The sequence below is a fragment of the Massilia norwichensis genome (assembly GCF_024753245.1).
GTDB lineage: Bacteria > Pseudomonadota > Gammaproteobacteria > Burkholderiales > Burkholderiaceae_D > Telluria > Telluria norwichensis.
Genome location: NZ_JANUGX010000001.1, coordinates 28,762 through 47,547, shown reverse-complemented (window position 1 = coordinate 47,547; position 18,786 = coordinate 28,762). Strand labels below are relative to the sequence as shown.

The window sequence follows — 18,786 nt, the reverse complement described above, 5'->3', positions numbered from 1 at the left end:
CTAGACTGGGGCATCGACATTCGGAGGCCGCCATGTCCAGGCTCGCCCGTCGCCTTGTTCTGATCGCAGCCCTGGCCGCCGCCGCTGCTGCCCACGCCCAGACCCCGGTCGGCGACTATCACCAGCACGTGTTCAGCCCTGAAGACATCCAGCTGGCCGGCCCGGATGCCGGGCTGGTGCCGCTGGATGCGAAGGACGTGATCGGGTTGCTGGACGCGGCCGGCATCCGCAAGGGGACCCTGCTGTCGATCGCCTACATGTTCGGCAAGCCTGGTCGCCAGGTCGAGGACGAGATCGGCCAGGTGCGCCGCGAAAACGACTGGACGATGCGCGAGGCCGCGCGCTATCCCGACCGCCTGGTGGCCTTCTGCAGCTTCAATCCGCTGAAGGACTACGCGCTGCGGGAACTCGAGCGCTGCGCCGGGACGGGCAGGGCACGCGGAATCAAGCTCCACTTCGGCAATTCCGGCATCCAGCTCGACGACCCGGAGCACGTGGCGCGCCTGCGCGAGGTGTTCGCCGCCGCCAACGCGGCGAACATGGCGATCGTGGTCCACCTGCGCGCCAGCATCGGCAAGCGCCGGCCCTACGGCGCGCGCCAGGCCCGCATCTTCCTCGGACGGCTGCTGCCGGCGGCGCCGGACGTGCCGGTGCAGGTCGCGCACCTGGCCGGCACCGGTCCGGGTTACGAGGATCCGCCGGCGCATGCCGCGATGGCAGTGCTGGCGCACGCCGCGGAAAAGGGCGATCCGCGCACGCGCAACTTGTGGGTCGACGTCGCGTCCATCGTCGACCCCGCCATCGGTGCGGACGACGCGCGGCTGGTGGTCGAGACCATCCGCCAGGTCGGCGTGCAGCGGGTGCTGTACGGGACCGACGCGGCCCAGGGCGCCAACCTGCGGCCGCGCGCAGCCTGGGCCGCGTTCCGGCTGCTGCCGCTGACGGACGCGGAATTCGCACAGATCGCTGCGAACGTGCCGCCTTACTTTACGGCGCCGGCGTCTGCTGCTGGGCGGAGCGCCGCAGCAGCCCCGGAATGATGTCCAGCAGGCGCTCGACCGACAGCGGCTTGCCGAGGTGGGCCGAGAAGCCGGCTTCGCGCGCCTTCGCGATGTCCTGCTCGCGCGCCAGGCCGGTCACCGCCACCGCCGGCAGCGCCGCATAACGCGGCATCCGGCGCACCTCGCGGAGCAGCGCGTAGCCGTCCATCTCGGGCATCGAGATATCCGAGATCAGCAGGTCGATGTTCTCGTGGCCGAGGATCTCCAGGGCTTGCCAGGCGCTGGTCGCCACCAGGGCGTCGGCGCCGTAGGTGTCGAGCAGGCTCTTCATCACCAGCACCGCATCCTCGACGTCGTCGACCAGCAGGATGCGCAGGCCGGCGATGTCGAACGGCTCTTCGGAAACCGCGCCATCGTCGGTCCGGCCTTGCTGCAGCAGCGGCAGCCAGACCGAGAAGCAGGCGCCCTTGCCGATGCCGTCGGAGTGCACGGCGATGCGCCCGCCGTGCAGATGCACCAGCTCGCGCACCAGCGCCAGGCCGATGCCGAGGCCGCCCTTGGCGCGCGTGGTGACCGAGTTCGGCTGGCCGAACATCTCGAACACCTTGCCCAGCGCGCTCGGGGCGATGCCCTGGCCGTTGTCGATCACGTCCAGGCGCAGGGCGCCGTCTTCCTGTCCGAGCCTGAGCTCGATCGTGCCGCCCTGGGGCGTGAACTTGATCGCATTGCTGAGCAGGTTCATGACGATCTGCTCGAAGCGCACCGCGTCGGCCATCACCGTCAGGCCTTCTTCGAGGCCATGGGCTTCGACCAGCAGGCCGCGGGTAGTCGGGTCGGCGCGGGCGACGTCGATGATGGCCCCGACCACCTTGCCGGCATCGACCGGCGCCACCGTCAGCGCCAGCTTCCCGGTGCGGATGCGCGACAGGTCGAGCAGGTCTTCGATGATCTTGGCCTGGCTGCCGACCGAGGCGCGGATCGCTTCGGCACAGCGCTGCGCGGTGCCGGACGTGCGCACCTCGGGAATGCGCGACAACAGCTCCGCGTTAATGCTGATCATGTTGAGCGGCTGGCGCAGTTCGTGCGACATGATGGCCAGGAACTGGTCCTTCATGGCCGAGGCATGCTCGGCGCCGGTACGTTCCTGATGCTCGTGGTGGAGCGCCTCGTCGCGTTCGCTGCTCTGGCGCAGGCGTTCGGTCTCGTCGCGCGCGATCTTGGCGTAGCCGTACTGTGCACCGGGGCCCAGCGGGGTGGTCACGCCGCTGGCGTAGAAGCGGCTGCCGTCCTTGCGCACATGCCAGCGTTCGTCCTCGAAGCGTCCTTCTTCGCGGGCGCGCCGCATTTCCTCCTCGCGCGCGCCGCCTTCGCGGTCTTCGGGGATGTACAGGCTCTCCAGCGTGTGGCCGAGCATCTCGGTTTCCGCGTAGCCGAAGATCCGCTCGGCGCCCTTGTTCCAGCTGGTGGTACGGCCCTCGGCATCCAGCGTGATGATGGCGTAGTCGTCGGTGCTCACGGCCACCATCCGCACCTCGTTGACGCGCGCCAGCTCCTCGGCCTGGCGGCGCGCCGTGATGTCGAAGAAGGTCATGATCGCGCCTTCGATCCTGTCCTCGGTGGTGCGGTAAGGCAGCAGGCGCACGATGTACCAGCGGCGGCCGTCGCTGCGCACTTCGCGCTCGACCGGGCGCAGGGTCGCGAAGGTGGTGCCGACGTCGTCGGCCAGCTGGTGGTAGTCCAGCCGGTGGGTCAGGTCCAGCAGCGAGCGGCCGACGTCGGAGGCGATGATGCTGAAGATGTCGGTGGCGCGCGGCGTGAAGCGCTTGATGCGCAGCGCGCTATCGACGAAGACGGTGGCGATGTCGGTCGAGGCGATCAGGTTGTTCAGGTCGTCGTTGGCCTTGCCGGTCTCCTCGACCTTGACCTTCAGCTCGTAGTTGACGGTGATGAGCTCCTCGTTCACCGACTGCAGCTCTTCCTTGCTGGTCTCGAGTTCCTCGGTGGCCGAGCGCAGCTCTTCGTTGATCGCCTGCAGTTCCTCGTTGGAGGCGCGCAGTTCTTCGGTCGAGATCTCGGAGTGCTCGATGGTCTCCTGCAGGTGCTCCTTGGTGCGCTGCAGTTCGGCCTCGAGCTGGGTCAGCACCATGTCGTCGCGCGTGGCGCCGCTCGGCACCAGCACGGTCTCGGGCGGGGATTCGTCGAACAGCACCAGGATGAAGTTTTCGGTGCTGTCCTCGTCGCGGAAGGGCCGCACCTTGACGCCGATGCTGGCGCTGCGCTCGTGCAGCTGGACCGTGATCGGACGGCAGTCGGCGCTGACGCCGCGGTGCTGGACCTGGTACAGCGCGCTGCGCAGCTCCAGGCGCAGCTCCGGCAGCACCAGCGCCAGGATGTTGCGCGAAGGCTCGCCGCCGCCCATGCGCAGGAACTGGCCCGCCGCCTGCGACATATGGACGATGTTGCCCTCCATGTCCAGCACGACCGAAGGCGGCACCGTCAGCGCCAGCGCGCGCTGGTGGACCTCGGCGTAGGAGAACTGGCGGCGCACCGGCGGCCGCTGGATCGATTCCGGCAGGCGGCTGGTCTGGCTCGGCAGCTGCGCTCCCGAACCCATCGTGCGCGCGGTGGCGCGGGCGCGATAGATGCGGTTCTTCTTGTCGACCGGGATGAAGAAATCCGCCAGCGATTCCGCCGATTCCGAGCCGCCCAGGAACAGGTAGCCGCCCGGCTTGAGCGCGAAGTAGAACATCTCCAGCACGCGCGCCTGCACATCGCGGTTCAGGTAGATCAGCAGGTTGCGGCAGGAGACCAGGTCGAGGCGCGAGAAGGGCGGGTCGCGCAGCACGTTGTGCGAAGCGAACAGGATGCGGTCGCGGATGCTCTTGCGGATGCGGTAGCGGTCGTCTTCCTTGCTGAAGTGATGGCGCAGGCGCGCCGGCGGGACGTCGGTGACGATCGAGGCCGGGTAGTCGCCGGTGCGGGCCTGGGCGATGGCGCCGTTGTCGATGTCGGAGGCGAACACCTGGTAGGGCGGCGGCTGCGCCATGTCGGCGGCGTGGTCGGCCAGCAGCATCGCCAGCGAGTAGGCTTCCTCGCCGGTGGAGCAGGCCGCGACCCAGACCCTGACTTCCTCGAGCGGGCCCTTGTCCTTGAACAGCTCGGGAATGATCTCGCGCTCCAGGGCTTCGAAGGCTTCGCGGTCGCGGAAAAAGTTGGTAACGCCGATCAGCATGTCGTCGAGCAGCGCATTGCATTCGCGCGGATCGGCTTCCAGCACGCTGCGGTAGGCCGGCAAGGTGTGCACGCCGCGCACCTGCATGCGGCGCTCGATGCGGCGCAGGACGGTGGCGCGCTTGTACTGCTTGAAGTCGTGGCCGGTGCGGTTGAGCAGCAGGGTGATCACGCGCTGCAGGGCTTCCTCGGCCAGTTCGACGGTTTCGGCCACGTGCGCCACCTGGGCCTCGCCGTCGCCGCTCGGCGGCATTTCGATGGTGCGCGCGTTCTCCCACAGCTCGATCAGCTTCTGCGGCATGTCGACCACCGGCAGCACGAAGTCGATGGTGCCGGTGCGGATCGCCGCGTCCGGCATGCCTTCGTGTTCGGCATCGGCCGGCAGCTGCGCCAGCGTGAGGCCGCCTTCTTCCTTGATCCGCGTGATGCCGACCGAACCGTCGCTGCCGGTGCCCGACAGGACGATCGCGACCGCGCGTTCGCGGTGCACCTCGGCCAGCGTGCGGAAGAAGATGTCGATCGCGACGTGGCTGCCGCGCGGCCGCTCGAGATCCATCAGGCCGAGGTAGCTGTCGACCATCTTCAGGTGGCGGTTGGGCGGGATCACGTACACGTGGTCCGGCAGGATCTCGACCGGGCCGGAGACCTGGACCACCGGCATGCGCGTGACGCGCTGCAGCACGTGGTCCGCCGAGCTCTTGTGTTTGGGCGAGAGGTGCAGGATCACCACGAAGGCCATGCCGGTGTGCGAGGCCATGTTCTCGAACAGACGCAGCAGGGCCGGCAGACCCCCGGCGGAAGCACCGATCCCGACCACCGGGAAGTCGATCGTGCTCGGCAGGATGCCGGGTTCGGTTGGGGGCGTGCTGGGCGAGTTGGCGGAATCGTGCATACGCGGCGTCGTCTAATGTGTTGGACCGCCAGTGTATTGCATGGACCCCGTCAGAGGCCAGGGATATTTGTCACAAATGCATTGCCGAGCCCGAATCAGCGCCGGTTGGTCTTCATCGCCTTTTCGACTTCGCGTTTGGCGTCGCGGTCGCGCTCGGTGTCGCGCTTGTCGTGCTGCTTCTTGCCCTTGGCCAGGCCGACTTCGCATTTCACGCGGCCGCCCTTGAAGTGCAGGTTGAGCGGCACCAGCGTGTAGCCGGAACGCTCGACCTTGCCGATCAGCTTGTCGATCTCGTTCTTGTGCAGCAGCAGCTTGCGGGTGCGCAGGGCTTCCGGATGGCTCCAGGCCGAAGTGGCGGTGAGGGCGCTGATGTGGGCGCCGAACAGGAACAGCTCGCCGTTGCGCACGACCACATAGGCTTCCTTGATCTGCACCCGTCCTTCGCGGATCGCCTTGATTTCCCAGCCCTGCAGGACCAGGCCGGCTTCGTAGCGGTCCTCGATGAAGTAGTCGAAGAAGGCTTTCTTATTATCAATAATACTCATGAAATAGCTAAAATGCGCGCGTCGGTTAAACTACTGTTAATCCAACATCATAACAAACGGCTGACAAATGGCAGTAGTGCACAAATCAGTTTTCCTAGGCTATAGCGCCGAGCAAATGTTCGACCTCGTTGCAAAGGTCGAGGATTATCCCAAATTCCTTCCGTGGTGCAGCGGTGTGAAGGTGATCGAGCGGACCGAAGACAATCTCACGGCTTCGCTGCAGATCAACTTCCACGGCGTGAAGCAGAGCTTCACCACCGCCAACCACAACCAGCGGCCGACGCAGATGAAAATGCATCTGGTCGACGGTCCCTTCAAGATGCTGGAAGCGGTGTGGAGCTTCAAATCCCTGCGCGCCGATGCCTGCAAGATCGACTTCGACATGCAGTACGAGTTCTCCAGCGTGATCCTGGAGCAGATCGTCGGGCCGGTGTTCGGCATGATCGCCAACACCATGGTCGACTCCTTCTGCAAGCGCGCCGAGCAGGTGTACGGTGTCTGAGCTGGTCGTCACTGAAGAGCTGCAGGTCTACGTGGTGTATGCCACGCCGCAGGACGAGTTCATCCTGCCGATGCGGGTGGCGCCCGGCACCACGATCGGCCAGGCGATCGAAGGCAGCGGCGTGCTGGCGCGCTATCCGGACATCAACCTGGTGACCCAGCCGGTCGGCATCTATGGCAAGAAGAAGACGCTCGACACCGTGCTGCGCGAGCGCGACCGGGTCGAGATCTACCGGTCGCTGGTGGCGGATCCGAAGGATTCGCGGCGCAGGCGGGCGGCCAAGAAAGGGTAGGCTGGGCACAGCGTGCCCACGTGCGACGGTCAGCCGCAGTTGGCCAGGATCTTCTGCACCCGCAACTGCTCGCCCGCACGCGCCTCGTCCGACATGTCTTCCTGCTGACCCTTCTTGTTCGTCCACGACAGCCGGCGCGCGGTCTCCAGTTTTTTCTGCGCGCCGCGCGCCCAGGTGCATTGCGCATCGCGTTCCTGCCTGCGCTTCGCTTCCGTCTCGCGCTCTTCCTTGTCGCGCTGCGCACTGCGCTCGCGGTATTCGGCTTCGCGCTTTTTCCAGTCCGGCGTGAGCGCTGCCGGGGCGCCCTGCGCGGCTGGTGCGGGCGCAGGCGCCAGTCCGCGTGGCGTCCTGAGAATGCGCGCGGCCGGCGTGCCGGGCGGTGGCGGCTGATCGGAAAAGACCCGCGTTCCCTTGTCGTCGATCCAGCTGTACTGGGCATGGGCGAGCAGGGAGCTCAGGGCCAGGGCGCCGGCGCAGAGTGCGCGCAGCCATCGCGTGTTCATGGTGTTTCCTCGTGTTATCACTATGCGGATTTCGCCATGTTTCCATGGCGCTGTCAACGAAGGTGGTTTTTCGCCAAATGGATGGGTTTCGAGCCAGTTTTGGCCTTTTTTTGGCCTCTTGAAGAAGTTTTATTGGAGTTTCTGTATAATTCGCTTTTGCGCCTATAGGAAATAAACTATGCGTCTTCTTCAGAAAGCACTCACCTTCGATGACGTGCTGCTCGTCCCGGCCTACTCCAACATCCTCCCGGCCAACACGTCCCTGCGCACCAAACTGACCCGGAATATCTCGCTGAACATTCCGCTGCTGTCGGCCGCCATGGACACCGTAACCGAAGCCCGCCTCGCGATCGCGATGGCACAGGAGGGTGGCATCGGCATCATCCACAAGAACCTGCGTCCCGCCGACCAGGCTCGCGAAGTGGCGCGCGTCAAGCGCTTCGAAGCCGGCGTGCTGCGCGACCCGATCACGGTGCCGCCGACGATGAAGATCCGCGACGTGATCGCCCTGCAGCACCAGCATGGCTTCAGCGGCTTCCCGGTGGTCGAGGGCACCCAGGTGGTCGGCATCATTACCAACCGCGACCTGCGCTTCGAGGAAGACCTGGAAGCCGAAGTGCGCACCAAGATGACCCCGCGCGAGAAGCTCGTGTACGTCACTGAAGAAGCGGACACCGACGAAGCCAAGCGCCTGATGAACAAGCACCGCCTGGAGCGCGTGCTGGTCGTGAACAGCGCCTTCGAGCTGCGCGGCCTGATCACCGTGAAGGACATCCTGAAGTCGCACGAACACCCGAACGCATCCAAGGATGCGCAGGGCAAGCTGATCGTGGGCGCGGCAGTGGGCGTGGGCGACAAGGACAAGGAACGCGTGGAACTGCTGGTGAAAGCCGGCGTGGACGTGCTGGTGGTCGACACCGCCCACGGCCACTCGCAGGGCATCCTCGACCGCGTGAAGTGGATCAAGGACACCTACCCGCAGGTTGACGTCATCGGCGGCAACATCGCCACCGCCGCCGCCGCGCGCGCGCTGGTCGAAGCAGGCGCCGATGCGGTCAAGGTCGGCATCGGCCCGGGCTCGATCTGCACCACCCGTATCGTCGCCGGTGTCGGCGTGCCGCAGATCACCGCGATCTCGAACGTCGCCGAAGCACTCGAAGGCACGGGCGTGCCCTGCATCGCCGACGGCGGCATCCGCTACTCGGGCGACATCTCCAAGGCGCTGGCCGCCGGTGCCCACACCGTGATGATGGGCTCGATGTTCGCCGGTACCGAAGAAGCGCCGGGCGAAGTCATCCTGTACCAGGGCCGCAGCTACAAGGGCTACCGCGGCATGGGTTCGCTGGGCGCGATGGCCGAAGGCTCGGCCGACCGCTACTTCCAGGAAGCCTCGAGCAAGGCCGAGAAGTTCGTTCCGGAAGGCATCGAAGGCCGCGTCGCCTACAAGGGCAGCGTGCTGGCCATCATCTACCAGCTGGTCGGCGGCGTGCGCCAGTCGATGGGCTACTGCGGCTGCGCGAGCATCGAGGAACTGCGCTCGAAAGCCGAGTTCGTCGAGATCACCTCGGCCGGCATGCGCGAATCGCACGTGCACGACGTGCAGATCACCAAAGAAGCGCCGAACTACCGTTCCGAATAAAGAAAAACTACATGCATTCCAAAATCCTCATTCTCGACTTCGGTTCCCAGGTCACCCAGCTGATCGCCCGCCGCGTGCGCGATTCCGGTGTGTTTTCGGAGGTTTATCCCTACGATATCGGAGACGACTTCGTCCGCAACTACGGCGCCTCCGGCGTGATCCTGTCCGGCAGCCATAACTCGACCCTCGAAGGCGATTCGCCGCGCGCACCGCAAGCCGTGTTCGAACTCGGCGTGCCGGTACTGGGCATCTGCTACGGCATGCAGACCATGGCGGCCCAGCTGGGCGGCAAGGTCGAAAACGGCAAGGTCCGCGAATTCGGCTACGCCGAGGTGCGCGCCCGCGGCCACACCAAACTCCTGAACGGCATCAACGACTTCGTCACCGATGAAGGCCACGGCATGCTGAAGGTCTGGATGAGCCACGGCGACAAGGTCCTGGACATGCCGGAAGGCTTCAAGCTGATGGGCTCGACCGACAGCTGCGCGATCGCCGCCATGGCCGACGAAGAACGCCGCTTCTACGCGCTGCAATTCCATCCGGAAGTCACGCACACCACCCAGGGCGAAGCCATCATCGGCCGCTTCGTGCACGAGATCTGCGGCTGCAAGAGCGACTGGAACATGCCGGACTACATCGGCGAAGCAGTCGAGAAGATCCGCGCCCAGGTCGGTACCGATGAAGTCATCCTCGGCCTGTCCGGCGGCGTGGATTCGTCCGTGGCCGCCGCCCTGATCCACCGCGCCATCGGCGACCAGCTGACCTGCGTCTTCGTCGACCACGGCCTGCTGCGCAAGGACGAGGGCAAGATGGTGATGGACATGTTCTCGAAGAACCTCGGCGTGAAGGTGCTGCGCATCGACGCTTCCGAGCAGTTCATGGGCCACCTGGCCGGCGTCACCGATCCTGAGCAGAAGCGCAAGATCATCGGCCGCGAGTTCGTCGAGGTGTTCCAGGTCGAAGCCGGCAAGCTGACCAACGCCAAGTGGCTGGCACAAGGCACGATCTATCCGGACGTGATCGAGTCGGCAGGCAAGGGCAAGAAGGGCCAGACCATCAAGAGCCACCACAACGTGGGCGGCCTGCCGGAAACCCTGAACCTGCAACTGCTGGAGCCGCTGCGCGAGCTGTTCAAGGACGAGGTCCGTAAACTCGGCGTCGCTCTGGGCCTGCCGCACGACATGGTCTACCGTCACCCGTTCCCGGGTCCGGGCCTGGGCGTGCGTATCCTGGGCGAAGTGAAGCGCGAGTACGCCGACATGCTGCGCGAAGCGGATGCGGTCTTCATCGAAGAGCTGCGCAATACGCCGTTCGTGGCGCCGATGGTGCCAGGCATCGATGCGGGCAAGGCGCCGGTGAACTGGTACGAGGCGACGTCGCAGGCGTTTGCGGTGTTCCTGCCGGTGAAATCGGTGGGCGTGATGGGCGATGGGCGCACCTACGAATACGTGGTGGCGCTGCGCGCGGTGCAGACGCTGGACTTCATGACGGCGCAGTGGGCGCATTTGCCGCACGATCTGCTGGGTCGGGTTTCTAACCGGATCATCAATGAGGTTCGTGGGTTGAACCGGGTTGTTTATGATATTTCGGGGAAGCCGCCGGCGACGATTGAGTGGGAGTGATTCATAGCTCGGCAGTGCCTGGCAAGCTCAGGCATCTGAATTAAGACAAGCCCCTGATTTCAGGGGCTTTTTTATGTGCAAGTAGTGCCAGGCCGACCGGGACGGCCTTTACGTCTACGTGCTCAAATCCGGCACGATCTCGTTCCGCTACAACTACGCGATCAACGGCAGGCAGGGGACGCTTGTGCTGGGCCGCTACCGACCCGACGGCATCAAGCTGAGCGAAGCGCGGAAACTGCTGGTGGAAGCCAAGAAGACGCTTGCGGCACGGCGTTCGCCGGCCCGCCAGAAGGCGGCCGCCGGAAGAAGGCCGAGAACGACTTCGGGGAGTCGACCGAGGAGTGGCTCGAGCGCTATCCGATGGCCGACTCGACGCGCGATATGCGCCCCTCGGTGTACGAGCGCAACCTGCAGCGCCCTTCGGAAAGCTGAAGCTGGAAGAGGCGACCAGCTACGGCGGTCCACGCGCGTGACATCGTGATGCTGGTTGCAAGCGTGGGCTGCCATGATCGACGGCTGGACTAGGCAGTCGGAACCCGAGAACAGCCTTTAACGATTGTTCAGCCGCGTGATCAACCTTTGATAGAAGGCGTCGTTACCTGGGGTGTAGGATGGTTGCTGCCCCATGATATTCTCGTTTCTGGCTATGCGCTTCAGGATGAAGTGCTCGCCGACCAGGCGGTCCAGTTTTCGCATGTTGCGCGCTCGATGCGCGAGCACGAGGTTCCAAATCCCGTCGTGCTGAAGTACTTGGCGTGGCAGGACGCGCGGCTCCTTGGCTGGGTCGGCGCAGTGCTGCTTGTGAAAGACGTTGTCGATCTCGCATCGCCTGGCTTGCGCGTAACGGTCCCTGCTTATCCCTGGTTGCCGCGCTGAAGCAGGTCGAATCCTCAAGCGGGACAAAGCCGAACAGTCGGCGGAAAAGCCGGAGCGAACTCAAGGTGGTGTCATCCAACCCTGCGCTGAGAACAGCGGGTTCGAAAGGACCGCGTCGGTGGCTGCGGCATTCCTGTGCGACGGCGCTTCCTGCCTGGCCGTCGGTCCCGATCATGGACAAACAGGGTCTCCAGGTCGATAGCCCAGCGTTTCGGCTGTCGCTAGCGTGGTCGAGACCGGGAGTTTTACTCCCCAGTCGAATAGCGGAATCAACATCTTATAGCTCACTGCCTCACAATCAGTGTCAGGGTTGCATATCCGTGCACGAACGATTCGAATACATACGGTGGATGCGCTCGCGCCGCTTCCGTAAGGATTCGTCAGGCAGTTGTGCTGGTTTCTTCCCGGGCAGCTGGGCATGGAGTTCGCCGGTTCGTATGTAGTCGTACTGCCCTGTTGCTTCAAATACATGTAGTCAATCCGGACGTGCTTGTCTGTCACTGGAAACCCGAACGCTAGTTCTCCAGGCGAATCGCGCAGAATGGCGTGCTGCTTTGCCTTATCGAGTTCAGCAGTGTTGCGCCAGTCAATATTTGCCGCAGCTCGTGCCGCAGTACGTGTCGCGTCCGCGAGCGTATTGTACATGTACATAACGCGAACGAATTCGATTATCGCGAACACGAGCATAAAGAACAGAAGCGAAACGAGCGAAAATTCGACCGCTGCAATCCCGCTCTGCGCGGACCGCCTTGGGGACCGGATCGACGGTGCTCTCACTTTAGTTGCCGACCCAGTCCGTCGCCATGACTGCCTCGATTTGAATTGGATTGCCATCGGTGAACTCCGCAGTGTAAGCATCGAGGAAAGGGTCGGTCACCTGGAGTTTTACGCGCGCCAGTATTTTTTGAGGAACCTTATCGCCGTAACACTTGCTGTCCCAGTAGGGAGGGGTGCCGACAAAGCACTGTATCGAGGGGACGAACACCAGGCCCCCGGGGTTCAGTTCCGCTATTTCATCCGATGCGATTTTGCTGGCCACGAGGGCGAGTGGGACGTCCGCGCCGTTGGCCGCCATCATGTCTCTGAGGGGGGCGGTCGCCAGAAATCTTGCCGCGTCATGTGCTGCTTTTTGTATAACAGTGTAGTGCCAGAACAATCGCCCAAAAAACAGCATGCCGCTCAGCATGAACAGGAAGATGGGGATGACGATTGCGCACTCGACGGCGACACTGCCCCGTTCGCGTGCCGGCAGCTTTCTGCGCAGTCTCTTCATTTGTATATCTCCACGGGACCGCCGAGCTGGGCATCACTTGTGATTCCGCCAAACTCCGCGTGAAGGGAAGCGGAGTCGGCCGGTACGGTCATGAAGAACTTCGCGACCGCAAGTACCTCTGCAGTCGAGCCGCTTACCGGACACGAAAGCAATGGCACGTTCAGCACGCGCCGGAATTTGACGCCGGGCTTGCGCGTAGCCGTTGTAGGCCCCTGTACATACGAACTTCCGCTTGCGGTCAAATAGGGGGTCGTCGCTGGATAGGTGCCGATATCCGAGTCGGGGGCGTACAATTTTTGCCAAACGGTATCCGTTGCAGCGAACGGGGTATAACCGGTTGGCGGTTCCGGTACGCCCTGTGTTTCGTAGGATGACCAGGGAATCGCGCGCGCGAAGGCCCATAGTGTTCCGTATTCCGCTGCGGTCGGATGATTCGGTGGTCCCTTATCGGCCACTGTTTGCAGCTTTTTATCGTCGGGTGCCGGTGGGGTATACGGCTTCGCGCTCTGCACCAGAGACTTCATGGTCATCCAGCTGACGGATGCGGCGGGGTACTGCTTCACGTTACTGTCGGGCGGCGACATGTTGACGTTGCATGTGCCCGCATATGGGTCGAAGCGGGAGTTGAGATGCGTATAATATGTTCCGATCGGAAAGGAGCGCTGTACGACAACGGTCGCGCCCGTGACTCTCGGCACGGCCATCGTTCCGCTGCAGATATACGGCTCATATATCCATGACTGGAAGTTGTTTACCGAGCTGCCGCTGCCAGCCAAAGAAACCGGATCGACCTGAAAACTGACGGGTAGTTTGTCATCCGGATTCAGCTGCATCAGGTCATAGCTGACACCGCGTCGAAAACCATATTCGACCAGTTCGTCATAGTCTGTTCCGGCCGGATTGACACGCTTTTCGTGTGCTGTCTTCGACATCGCGCAGATCGCCAGCGGGGTGACATACAGCCGGCCCTTCCCCGCGACCGTAACGTGGCTAGTATTCACGGAGCCGAAGGCAGGCGACATCATTGGCGCGAGAAACATCTCTACTTTGCCATAAGCCGGGTCAAGGGCTCCGGTGTCGACTCTTACAAACACAAGTCCAGCGGGGGAATTGAGCGCCTCCCCATCGGTTCTCCACCCCGTTCCGTCTGCTGAAGAGCCGAAGGTCATCGCCGCATCATCCCACTGGACTTTGGAGACATATTGGTATTTGGGGCCGTTCCCCGGGTCCTCCACGACAGCGCGTGCTGCCGCCAACGCTGCGCTGATTCCCTCTTTTGTTCCGTCCAGCTTTTTCGCCGCCGCGATTGCAGCTGCGTCTGCCAGAGTCTGCATTTCTGCCCTTCGGTTATACACGCGGGGAAGATCGATCGCGAGGGCGAACAATGCAAGGATCACGGGCAGCAAAATGGCTGCCATGATGGCGATGGCACCGCTTTCACGTCTTATACGACGCCGGAAGGGAAAGACCTGAGTGCGGAGAAAGCGGTTGTCCAGGCGAGAAGAATCTGCTGTTTTTCTCATCAAACTCTCCGTCATGTCACAGCTGTTTGCGATCAAACAATTGAACAACGTCAAGCCAAATTGTAGTTTGGCGCATTACCGCGACGTTGATTTTTAGCAAGCCGTGATTGCCACATGTTCGCTGAGTAAGCTGATCGGCATTAGACGAATCTATGAGGGAGGTTCAGAAGCTAACGGCCTGTGGTGACAGCAAGGATTCACAATGACCGGACTCTGAGTCGGATCAAGTATGAGCATGGGTTTTCTTGATGTAAATTTTTTACGCAAGCAAACTTGGTTTCTCGTGAAAAATACCTTCTCGACCGCTTCTTTCCAAAACTGGCCCGGAAATCATCATGACCATGTACATCAGGAGAATAGATCGCTTTACTGCCAACCAGGCATTTAACGCATTCGTCTTTATGGTGATTGGTTGGGTAATGCTTGAGGGACAACTTTTCAAAGTAGGCGCTGGAATCCGGCCGCAACTTATTGCCATGGGCATCGGTGGCATAATTTGTACGATTGCGCTACGTAGGTGCCGGGTATGGTGGCCGGATAGTGTCGGGGATCGATCCAGCGCTCCTCTTTTGCGGAATATTTTCAATAAGCGAAATTTATTCTCATGCGCGATGCTTGCCGGCATTGGTGTGCTTCTGGGATTGAATGCAAAGTCCGATTCCTGCTTCCTCTTTGCACTTCTGATTATGGCGCTGACGTTCGCACCATGGTCCAGAATTGAGTTTTGCAGAAAGCACGTGTTCATCTCGATCACGTCGCTTTTACTGGGTGCGGTCGCGAGCTACGTGTCTATGAAGGGAAGCTCCAATGTCTTGACCACGCTTTTTAATGCTTGGGTGCTTTGGACTAGTGGTATTGCGGCGGTGCTGAGCACTTATCGGAAACCGCATGAGATGCCGAAGGAAGTGACTGGAACGCCCGAGCTCGATCAACGGGCAGCGAAAGACGCCGCCGCGCACCGTTAGGGCTTTCGAACGAGCCCGTTCGAGTATTTCCATGAGTACTTCGACCTCATCAGACGCGCTTGATATCAGCCGAGTTTTTAGGCGCCTGACTGTCTCGCTATCGGAACTGCCGTCTTACTGCCACCACGGGTCGGTCCGGCATGGTATCGCTCGTGGTATCGCTGAGGTGGCTCAGGAGAATTCCCGAATATTCAATGGACTAGCCAAGTCATTGATAATCGAGTCCAAGTGAGTTCCCCTTGGAAGCTTAACTGGATGACTTTATAAACCCGCTTCGGCGGGTTTATTTTTTTCGCAAGTCGACATTCCCCTGCCGTCACCGGATTCCACAAGCGCACGCCGCGCAGAACGAAGGGCGCTGTGTTGCGCGGAAAATCTATTCACGCGCCCCAGCCGGCAGCACCTGCCCCAGCGCCAGCCCGGCAAGCCGGGCGCTGGAAAGCAGGCTGGCCTGACTCTGCCCCATCCTCGCCTTCGCGGACAAGCCATTCATCACGGTGCTCACGTAAGTCGCCAGCTCCCGCGCCTGCTCCGGGTGGCGCCTCGCGATGTAGTCATGGATCAGCTCTTCGGCCGCCAGGTGCGCGGCACGCGCCGCCGTGCGGGCTTCCGCATCGGTGCTGCGGCATCCTTCGAGAACGATGCATCCGGTCGCTTCCGGATCGGCCGAGTAGAGACGGGCGGCTGCCTCGAGCACGTCCTTGAGGCATTCGGCAACCGGACGGTCGTCGCGCAGGAGGGCGCCGAGCGGGACGGCGCCGTTCGTGCCGTAACGTTCGATGACGCGCTTGTACAAACCTGCCTTGCTGCCGAAGGCCGAATAGAAGCTGGGGGTGTTGATCCCCAGCGCCGCGGTCACCTCCGCGACGCTCACATCATCGTAGCCACGCGCGTGGAAGAGCTGCTGTGCGACGTCGGTCGCATGCTCGGGATCGAATTGCCGCGGGCGGCCGCGGGATCGGGTATCTTTTGTAGTGGTCACTATAAAACTCGCTTGACACGGTCCGTGGATGCTTTATTGTAGCGACTCCTAAATTAATTGCCTAGAGGTGTTCAATGTCTGCATTCAATGGAAAATCGGTATTGGTGCTGGGTGGAAGCCGCGGCATCGGGGCGGCGATCGTACGGCGCTTTGTAGCGGACGGCGCCCGCGTCACCTTTACCTACGCCGGATCGGAGGCGGCGGCCCTCGCGCTGGCGGCCGAGACGTGTAGCACTGCCGTCTACGCCGACAGCGCCGAGCGCGACGCGGTCATCGAGGTGGTGCGCAACAGCGGGCCTCTCGACGTGCTCGTCGTGAACGCCGGGATCGCCATTTTCGGCAACGCGCTCGATCTCGATCCGGACGCGGTCGACCGCCTGTTGCGGATCAATGTGCACGCACCGTACCACGCCTCGGTCGAGGCGGCGCGCAGCATGCCGCAGGGTGGACGCATCATCGTGATCGGTTCGGTCAACGGCGACCGCATGCCGGTACCGGGAATGGCGGCTTACGCAATGAGCAAATCCGCGCTCCAGGGCATGGCGCGTGGCCTGGCGCGCGATTTCGGGCCGCGCGAGATCACGGTGAATGTCGTGCAGCCAGGACCGATCGACACCGACGCCAATCCTGCCGATGGGCCGATGAAAGATATGTTGCATGGCTTCATGGCCCTCAAGCGCCATGGCCGGCCGGAAGACGTGGCTGCCATGGTCGCCTGGCTGGCGGGACCGGAAGCGGGCTTCGTCACCGGTGCGATGCACACGATCGACGGTGCGTTCGGCGCCTGACCCGAAGCCGCAATCAAACGCGCGGCAGCCCGGCCGCGCCGCATGCCGGAAACCCGACCCGCACCCGCAAGCCGCGCGTGCCATCCGGCTTGTCCAGCAGCGACATCCTCGCCCCGATCTGGTCCGCGATCGACGAGGTGATCGCCAGCCCAAGCCCGGAGCCGATCTCGCCGCTGCCCAGCACGCGGTAGAAGGGATCGAACACCCGCTCCCGTTCCGCGACGGGAATCCCGGGACCCGTATCGTCGATGTCGAGAATCACGCGCCCGCCGTCGACTGCCACGCTGATGTCGACGCGTCCGCCCTGCGGGGTGTAGCGGATCGCGTTGTCGATCAGGTTCTTGACCAGGATCCGGATCTCCACCGGGCGTCCAAGCACGGCCGGATCGGCGTCGCCGACCACGCCCAGGTCGATCGCCTTCGCTTCCGCCAGCGGCACCAGGTCCTCGAGGCATTCCTGGATCGCCTTTTTCAGCCCGACCCGGGTCAGCTGGTCGGCCCGCGATTCCTGCGTGCGCGCCAGGGTCAGCAACTGGTCGAGCAGCACGCGGGTGCGGGCCAGTCCATTGGAGAGCACTCCCAGCCGCTCGCGCGCCTCGTCCGGCATCTCGCTGCCGGCTAGCCTTTCGGCCTGCAGCGACATGGCCGTCATCGGCGAGCGCAGCTCGTGCGCGGCGTCGGCGATGAAGCGCCGCTGCTGGGTCAGGGCGCGCGCGGTACGGGCGATCAGCTTGTTGATCTCGCTGACGAAAGGCCAGACCTCGGAGGGCAGGGCGGCGCGCTCGAGTTGTCCGAGGTCGTGCTCGCGGCGCTCGCGCAGTTGCGCGGCAAGCCGCTGCAGGGGCTGGAACATGGCGCGTACCAGCAGCACCACCAGCAGCACCAGCACCGGGCCGAGCAGCAGGATCGGCATCACCGTCCACAGCGCGCTGGAACGCGCCGCGGCATCGCGCACCGCCGTCTGCTGGGCGACCGCCACCCGCACGCCGCGCTGGTTGGTGCGGACGAACACGCGCCAGGTCTCGCTGCCCAGGGTGACCGTTTGCAGGCCGTCGGGCAGGGAGGCGGAAAAGTAGGGCGGGCGCCGCGGCACGGGCACGCCGGCGCCGGGCGCATCGAGGAAGCGCACCACCAGCCGCGCATCGAAGTCGACGTCGCCGACCCGTTCGCGCGCCATCGGCGAGGTCGGCACCGCATCCAGCCTGCTGATCAGGTAACCGACCTGCCGCAATTGCGTGTCCTGGCCGCGGTGCGCGTCCTCGGTCGCGGCATGGTAGGCGTACACGCCGGTGATGGCGGCGCCGAGCAGGATGGCGGTCGAGATCCACAACGACAGCCTGAAACGCAGCGAGGCCGTCAGCGGCCCTTCGCGACCATCCATCCGACGCCCCGTACGTTCTTGATGATGTCGCTGCCCAGCTTCTTGCGCAGCGAGTGGATCAGGAATTCGATCGCATTGCTTTCGACTTCCTCGTTCCAGCCATAGACCCGGTGCTCCAGCTCCGCGCGCGAGAGGATGGCGCCGGGGCGCACCAGCAGCGCCTGCAGGACCGGGAATTCGCGCGCCGTCAGGCGCACCGCGGCCGGGCCGACGCGCGCTTCATGGGTGGCCGGGTCGAGTTCGACGATGCCGTTGCCCAGCACCGTGCTGGCCGTGCCGTCCTTGCGCCGGGTGAGCGCGCGCATCCGCGCCAGCAGCTCGCTCATCGCGAATGGCTTGACCAGGTAATCGTCGGCCCCGCCATCGAGGCCGGCCACGCGGTCTTCGGTGGCTTCGCGCGCGGTCAGCACCAGCACCGGCACGTCGTTGCGCGCGGCGCGGATCGTGCGCAGCACGGTCATGCCTTCGATCCGCGGCAGGTTCAGGTCGAGCAGCACCAGGCTGTATTCCAGGGTCTGGAGCGAGGTCAGTGCCGCCTCGCCGTCGCGAACCCAGTCCGCGGCGTAGCTGGCGTCGCGCAGCGCGTGCTGGACGACGCTGCCGATCATGGGATCGTCTTCTACCAGCAGGACTCTCATCGTTAAATCAATTTGTACAAATGAAAAATGCGCCCATATTAACAAGGGATGGGCGGGGAGGCCGCCATCCTAGGCATCCACACTTAGCAAAAACTTAGCGCTCACCGCCGTGCGGCAGGGCAAATGTATTGCC

18 protein-coding genes are annotated in these 18,786 nt (G+C 63.4%); 9 read left to right on the top strand and 9 right to left on the bottom strand.

The features are described 5' to 3' along the window. Positions 1–32: 32 nt before the first annotated feature. The gene (locus NX782_RS00200; RefSeq protein ID WP_258843458.1) at positions 33–1,040 is read left to right on the top strand and encodes an amidohydrolase family protein; all 1,008 of its coding nucleotides are present in this window, start codon (positions 33–35) and stop codon (positions 1,038–1,040) included. On the opposite strand, the gene NX782_RS00195 is transcribed toward NX782_RS00200, so the two are convergent. Then, positions 988–5,124: a CheR family methyltransferase gene (locus tag NX782_RS00195; RefSeq protein WP_258843457.1), complete on the bottom strand. Its 4,137-nt coding sequence runs from the start codon at positions 5,122–5,124 to the stop codon at positions 988–990. The genes NX782_RS00200 and NX782_RS00195 overlap by 53 nt on opposite strands. A 95-nt stretch (positions 5,125–5,219) precedes the next feature. Then, the gene (gene smpB / locus NX782_RS00190) at positions 5,220–5,669 is read right to left on the bottom strand and encodes an SsrA-binding protein SmpB (protein WP_258843456.1); all 450 of its coding nucleotides are present in this window, start codon (positions 5,667–5,669) and stop codon (positions 5,220–5,222) included. 67 nt (positions 5,670–5,736) lie between these two features. Between smpB and NX782_RS00185 the strand changes: the two genes are divergently transcribed. After that, positions 5,737–6,171, top strand: coding sequence for a type II toxin-antitoxin system RatA family toxin (locus tag NX782_RS00185; RefSeq protein ID WP_258843455.1), 435 nt, complete (start codon positions 5,737–5,739; stop codon positions 6,169–6,171). Position 6,172: 1 nt separating this feature from the next. Further along, on the top strand, positions 6,173–6,463 hold the full coding sequence (locus NX782_RS00180; protein ID WP_258843764.1) for an RnfH family protein: 291 nt from the start codon (positions 6,173–6,175) through the stop codon (positions 6,461–6,463). Between the two features lie 29 nt (positions 6,464–6,492). Here NX782_RS00180 and NX782_RS00175 read toward each other — a convergent pair whose 3' ends face one another. Continuing rightward, the gene (locus NX782_RS00175; RefSeq protein ID WP_258843454.1) at positions 6,493–6,966 is read right to left on the bottom strand and encodes a DUF4124 domain-containing protein; all 474 of its coding nucleotides are present in this window, start codon (positions 6,964–6,966) and stop codon (positions 6,493–6,495) included. Between the two features lie 178 nt (positions 6,967–7,144). On the opposite strand from NX782_RS00175, the gene guaB reads away from it, so the two are divergent. The 4 genes from guaB to NX782_RS00160 all read left to right on the top strand — a co-directional run bounded on the left by guaB (position 7,145) and on the right by NX782_RS00160 (position 11,103). Then, on the top strand, positions 7,145–8,605 hold the full coding sequence (gene guaB / locus NX782_RS00170; protein ID WP_258843453.1) for an IMP dehydrogenase: 1,461 nt from the start codon (positions 7,145–7,147) through the stop codon (positions 8,603–8,605). Between the two features lie 11 nt (positions 8,606–8,616). After that, positions 8,617–10,227, top strand: a complete 1,611-nt coding sequence (gene guaA / locus NX782_RS00165) for a glutamine-hydrolyzing GMP synthase (protein ID WP_258843452.1) — start codon at positions 8,617–8,619, stop codon at positions 10,225–10,227. Positions 10,228–10,345: 118 nt separating this feature from the next. Next, a complete protein-coding gene (locus tag NX782_RS26470) occupies positions 10,346–10,708 on the top strand; it encodes an integrase arm-type DNA-binding domain-containing protein (RefSeq protein WP_370661748.1) in 363 nt (120 codons plus the stop codon). Between the two features lie 134 nt (positions 10,709–10,842). Continuing rightward, complete coding sequence (locus NX782_RS00160) at positions 10,843–11,103, top strand: hypothetical protein (protein WP_258843451.1); 261 nt, start codon at positions 10,843–10,845, stop codon at positions 11,101–11,103. A 171-nt stretch (positions 11,104–11,274) separates the two neighbouring features. On the opposite strand, the gene NX782_RS26465 is transcribed toward NX782_RS00160, so the two are convergent. From NX782_RS26465 to NX782_RS00150, 3 genes are read right to left on the bottom strand one after another with little or no spacing between them, the layout of a single operon-like run. Then, entirely contained in the window at positions 11,275–11,937 is a 663-nt protein-coding gene (locus tag NX782_RS26465; RefSeq protein WP_370661747.1) for a TadE family protein, read from the bottom strand. After that, positions 11,882–12,376, bottom strand: coding sequence for a TadE/TadG family type IV pilus assembly protein (locus NX782_RS00155; protein ID WP_258843450.1), 495 nt, complete (start codon positions 12,374–12,376; stop codon positions 11,882–11,884). Before NX782_RS00155 ends, NX782_RS26465 begins: the two co-directional genes overlap by 56 nt. Continuing rightward, positions 12,373–13,914: a TadE/TadG family type IV pilus assembly protein gene (locus NX782_RS00150; protein WP_258843449.1), complete on the bottom strand. Its 1,542-nt coding sequence runs from the start codon at positions 13,912–13,914 to the stop codon at positions 12,373–12,375. Before NX782_RS00150 ends, NX782_RS00155 begins: the two co-directional genes overlap by 4 nt. A gap of 320 nt (positions 13,915–14,234) precedes the next feature. On the opposite strand from NX782_RS00150, the gene NX782_RS00145 reads away from it, so the two are divergent. Next, positions 14,235–14,864, top strand: coding sequence for a hypothetical protein (locus tag NX782_RS00145; protein WP_258843448.1), 630 nt, complete (start codon positions 14,235–14,237; stop codon positions 14,862–14,864). 376 nt (positions 14,865–15,240) lie between these two features. Here NX782_RS00145 and NX782_RS00140 read toward each other — a convergent pair whose 3' ends face one another. After that, on the bottom strand, positions 15,241–15,846 hold the full coding sequence (locus NX782_RS00140) for a TetR/AcrR family transcriptional regulator (protein ID WP_258843447.1): 606 nt from the start codon (positions 15,844–15,846) through the stop codon (positions 15,241–15,243). A 74-nt stretch (positions 15,847–15,920) separates the two neighbouring features. Here NX782_RS00140 and bdcA point away from each other — a divergent pair, with 74 nt between their 5' ends. Then, positions 15,921–16,634 carry an SDR family oxidoreductase gene (bdcA, locus tag NX782_RS00135; protein ID WP_258843446.1) on the top strand — a complete coding sequence of 238 codons (714 nt, stop codon included), beginning with the start codon at positions 15,921–15,923 and terminating at the stop codon, positions 16,632–16,634. 13 nt (positions 16,635–16,647) lie between these two features. Here the strand turns inward: bdcA and NX782_RS00130 are convergent, their stop codons facing one another. Together NX782_RS00130 and NX782_RS00125 are read right to left on the bottom strand one after the other, a co-directional pair. Then, entirely contained in the window at positions 16,648–18,015 is a 1,368-nt protein-coding gene (locus NX782_RS00130) for a sensor histidine kinase (protein WP_258843445.1), read from the bottom strand. Continuing rightward, positions 17,991–18,653 (bottom strand): response regulator, encoded by a 663-nt coding sequence (locus tag NX782_RS00125; protein ID WP_258843444.1) that lies wholly within the window; start codon positions 18,651–18,653, stop codon positions 17,991–17,993. The genes NX782_RS00130 and NX782_RS00125 overlap by 25 nt, the downstream gene beginning before the upstream one ends. Positions 18,654–18,786 lie beyond the last annotated feature (133 nt).

Coding starts and splice junctions, on each gene's coding strand:
- NX782_RS00200 (WP_258843458.1), top strand. CDS start 33: ATGTCCAGGCTCGCCCGTCGCCTTGTTCTGATCGCAGCCCTGGCCGCC.
- NX782_RS00195 (WP_258843457.1), bottom strand. CDS start 5,124: ATGCACGATTCCGCCAACTCGCCCAGCACGCCCCCAACCGAACCCGGC.
- smpB (WP_258843456.1), bottom strand. CDS start 5,669: ATGAGTATTATTGATAATAAGAAAGCCTTCTTCGACTACTTCATCGAG.
- NX782_RS00185 (WP_258843455.1), top strand. CDS start 5,737: ATGGCAGTAGTGCACAAATCAGTTTTCCTAGGCTATAGCGCCGAGCAA.
- NX782_RS00175 (WP_258843454.1), bottom strand. CDS start 6,966: ATGAACACGCGATGGCTGCGCGCACTCTGCGCCGGCGCCCTGGCCCTG.
- guaB (WP_258843453.1), top strand. CDS start 7,145: ATGCGTCTTCTTCAGAAAGCACTCACCTTCGATGACGTGCTGCTCGTC.
- guaA (WP_258843452.1), top strand. CDS start 8,617: ATGCATTCCAAAATCCTCATTCTCGACTTCGGTTCCCAGGTCACCCAG.
- NX782_RS26465 (WP_370661747.1), bottom strand. CDS start 11,937: ATGGCAATCCAATTCAAATCGAGGCAGTCATGGCGACGGACTGGGTCG.
- NX782_RS00155 (WP_258843450.1), bottom strand. CDS start 12,376: ATGAAGAGACTGCGCAGAAAGCTGCCGGCACGCGAACGGGGCAGTGTC.
- NX782_RS00150 (WP_258843449.1), bottom strand. CDS start 13,914: ATGACGGAGAGTTTGATGAGAAAAACAGCAGATTCTTCTCGCCTGGAC.
- NX782_RS00145 (WP_258843448.1), top strand. CDS start 14,235: ATGACCATGTACATCAGGAGAATAGATCGCTTTACTGCCAACCAGGCA.
- bdcA (WP_258843446.1), top strand. CDS start 15,921: ATGTCTGCATTCAATGGAAAATCGGTATTGGTGCTGGGTGGAAGCCGC.
- NX782_RS00130 (WP_258843445.1), bottom strand. CDS start 18,015: ATGGATGGTCGCGAAGGGCCGCTGACGGCCTCGCTGCGTTTCAGGCTG.
- NX782_RS00125 (WP_258843444.1), bottom strand. CDS start 18,653: ATGAGAGTCCTGCTGGTAGAAGACGATCCCATGATCGGCAGCGTCGTC.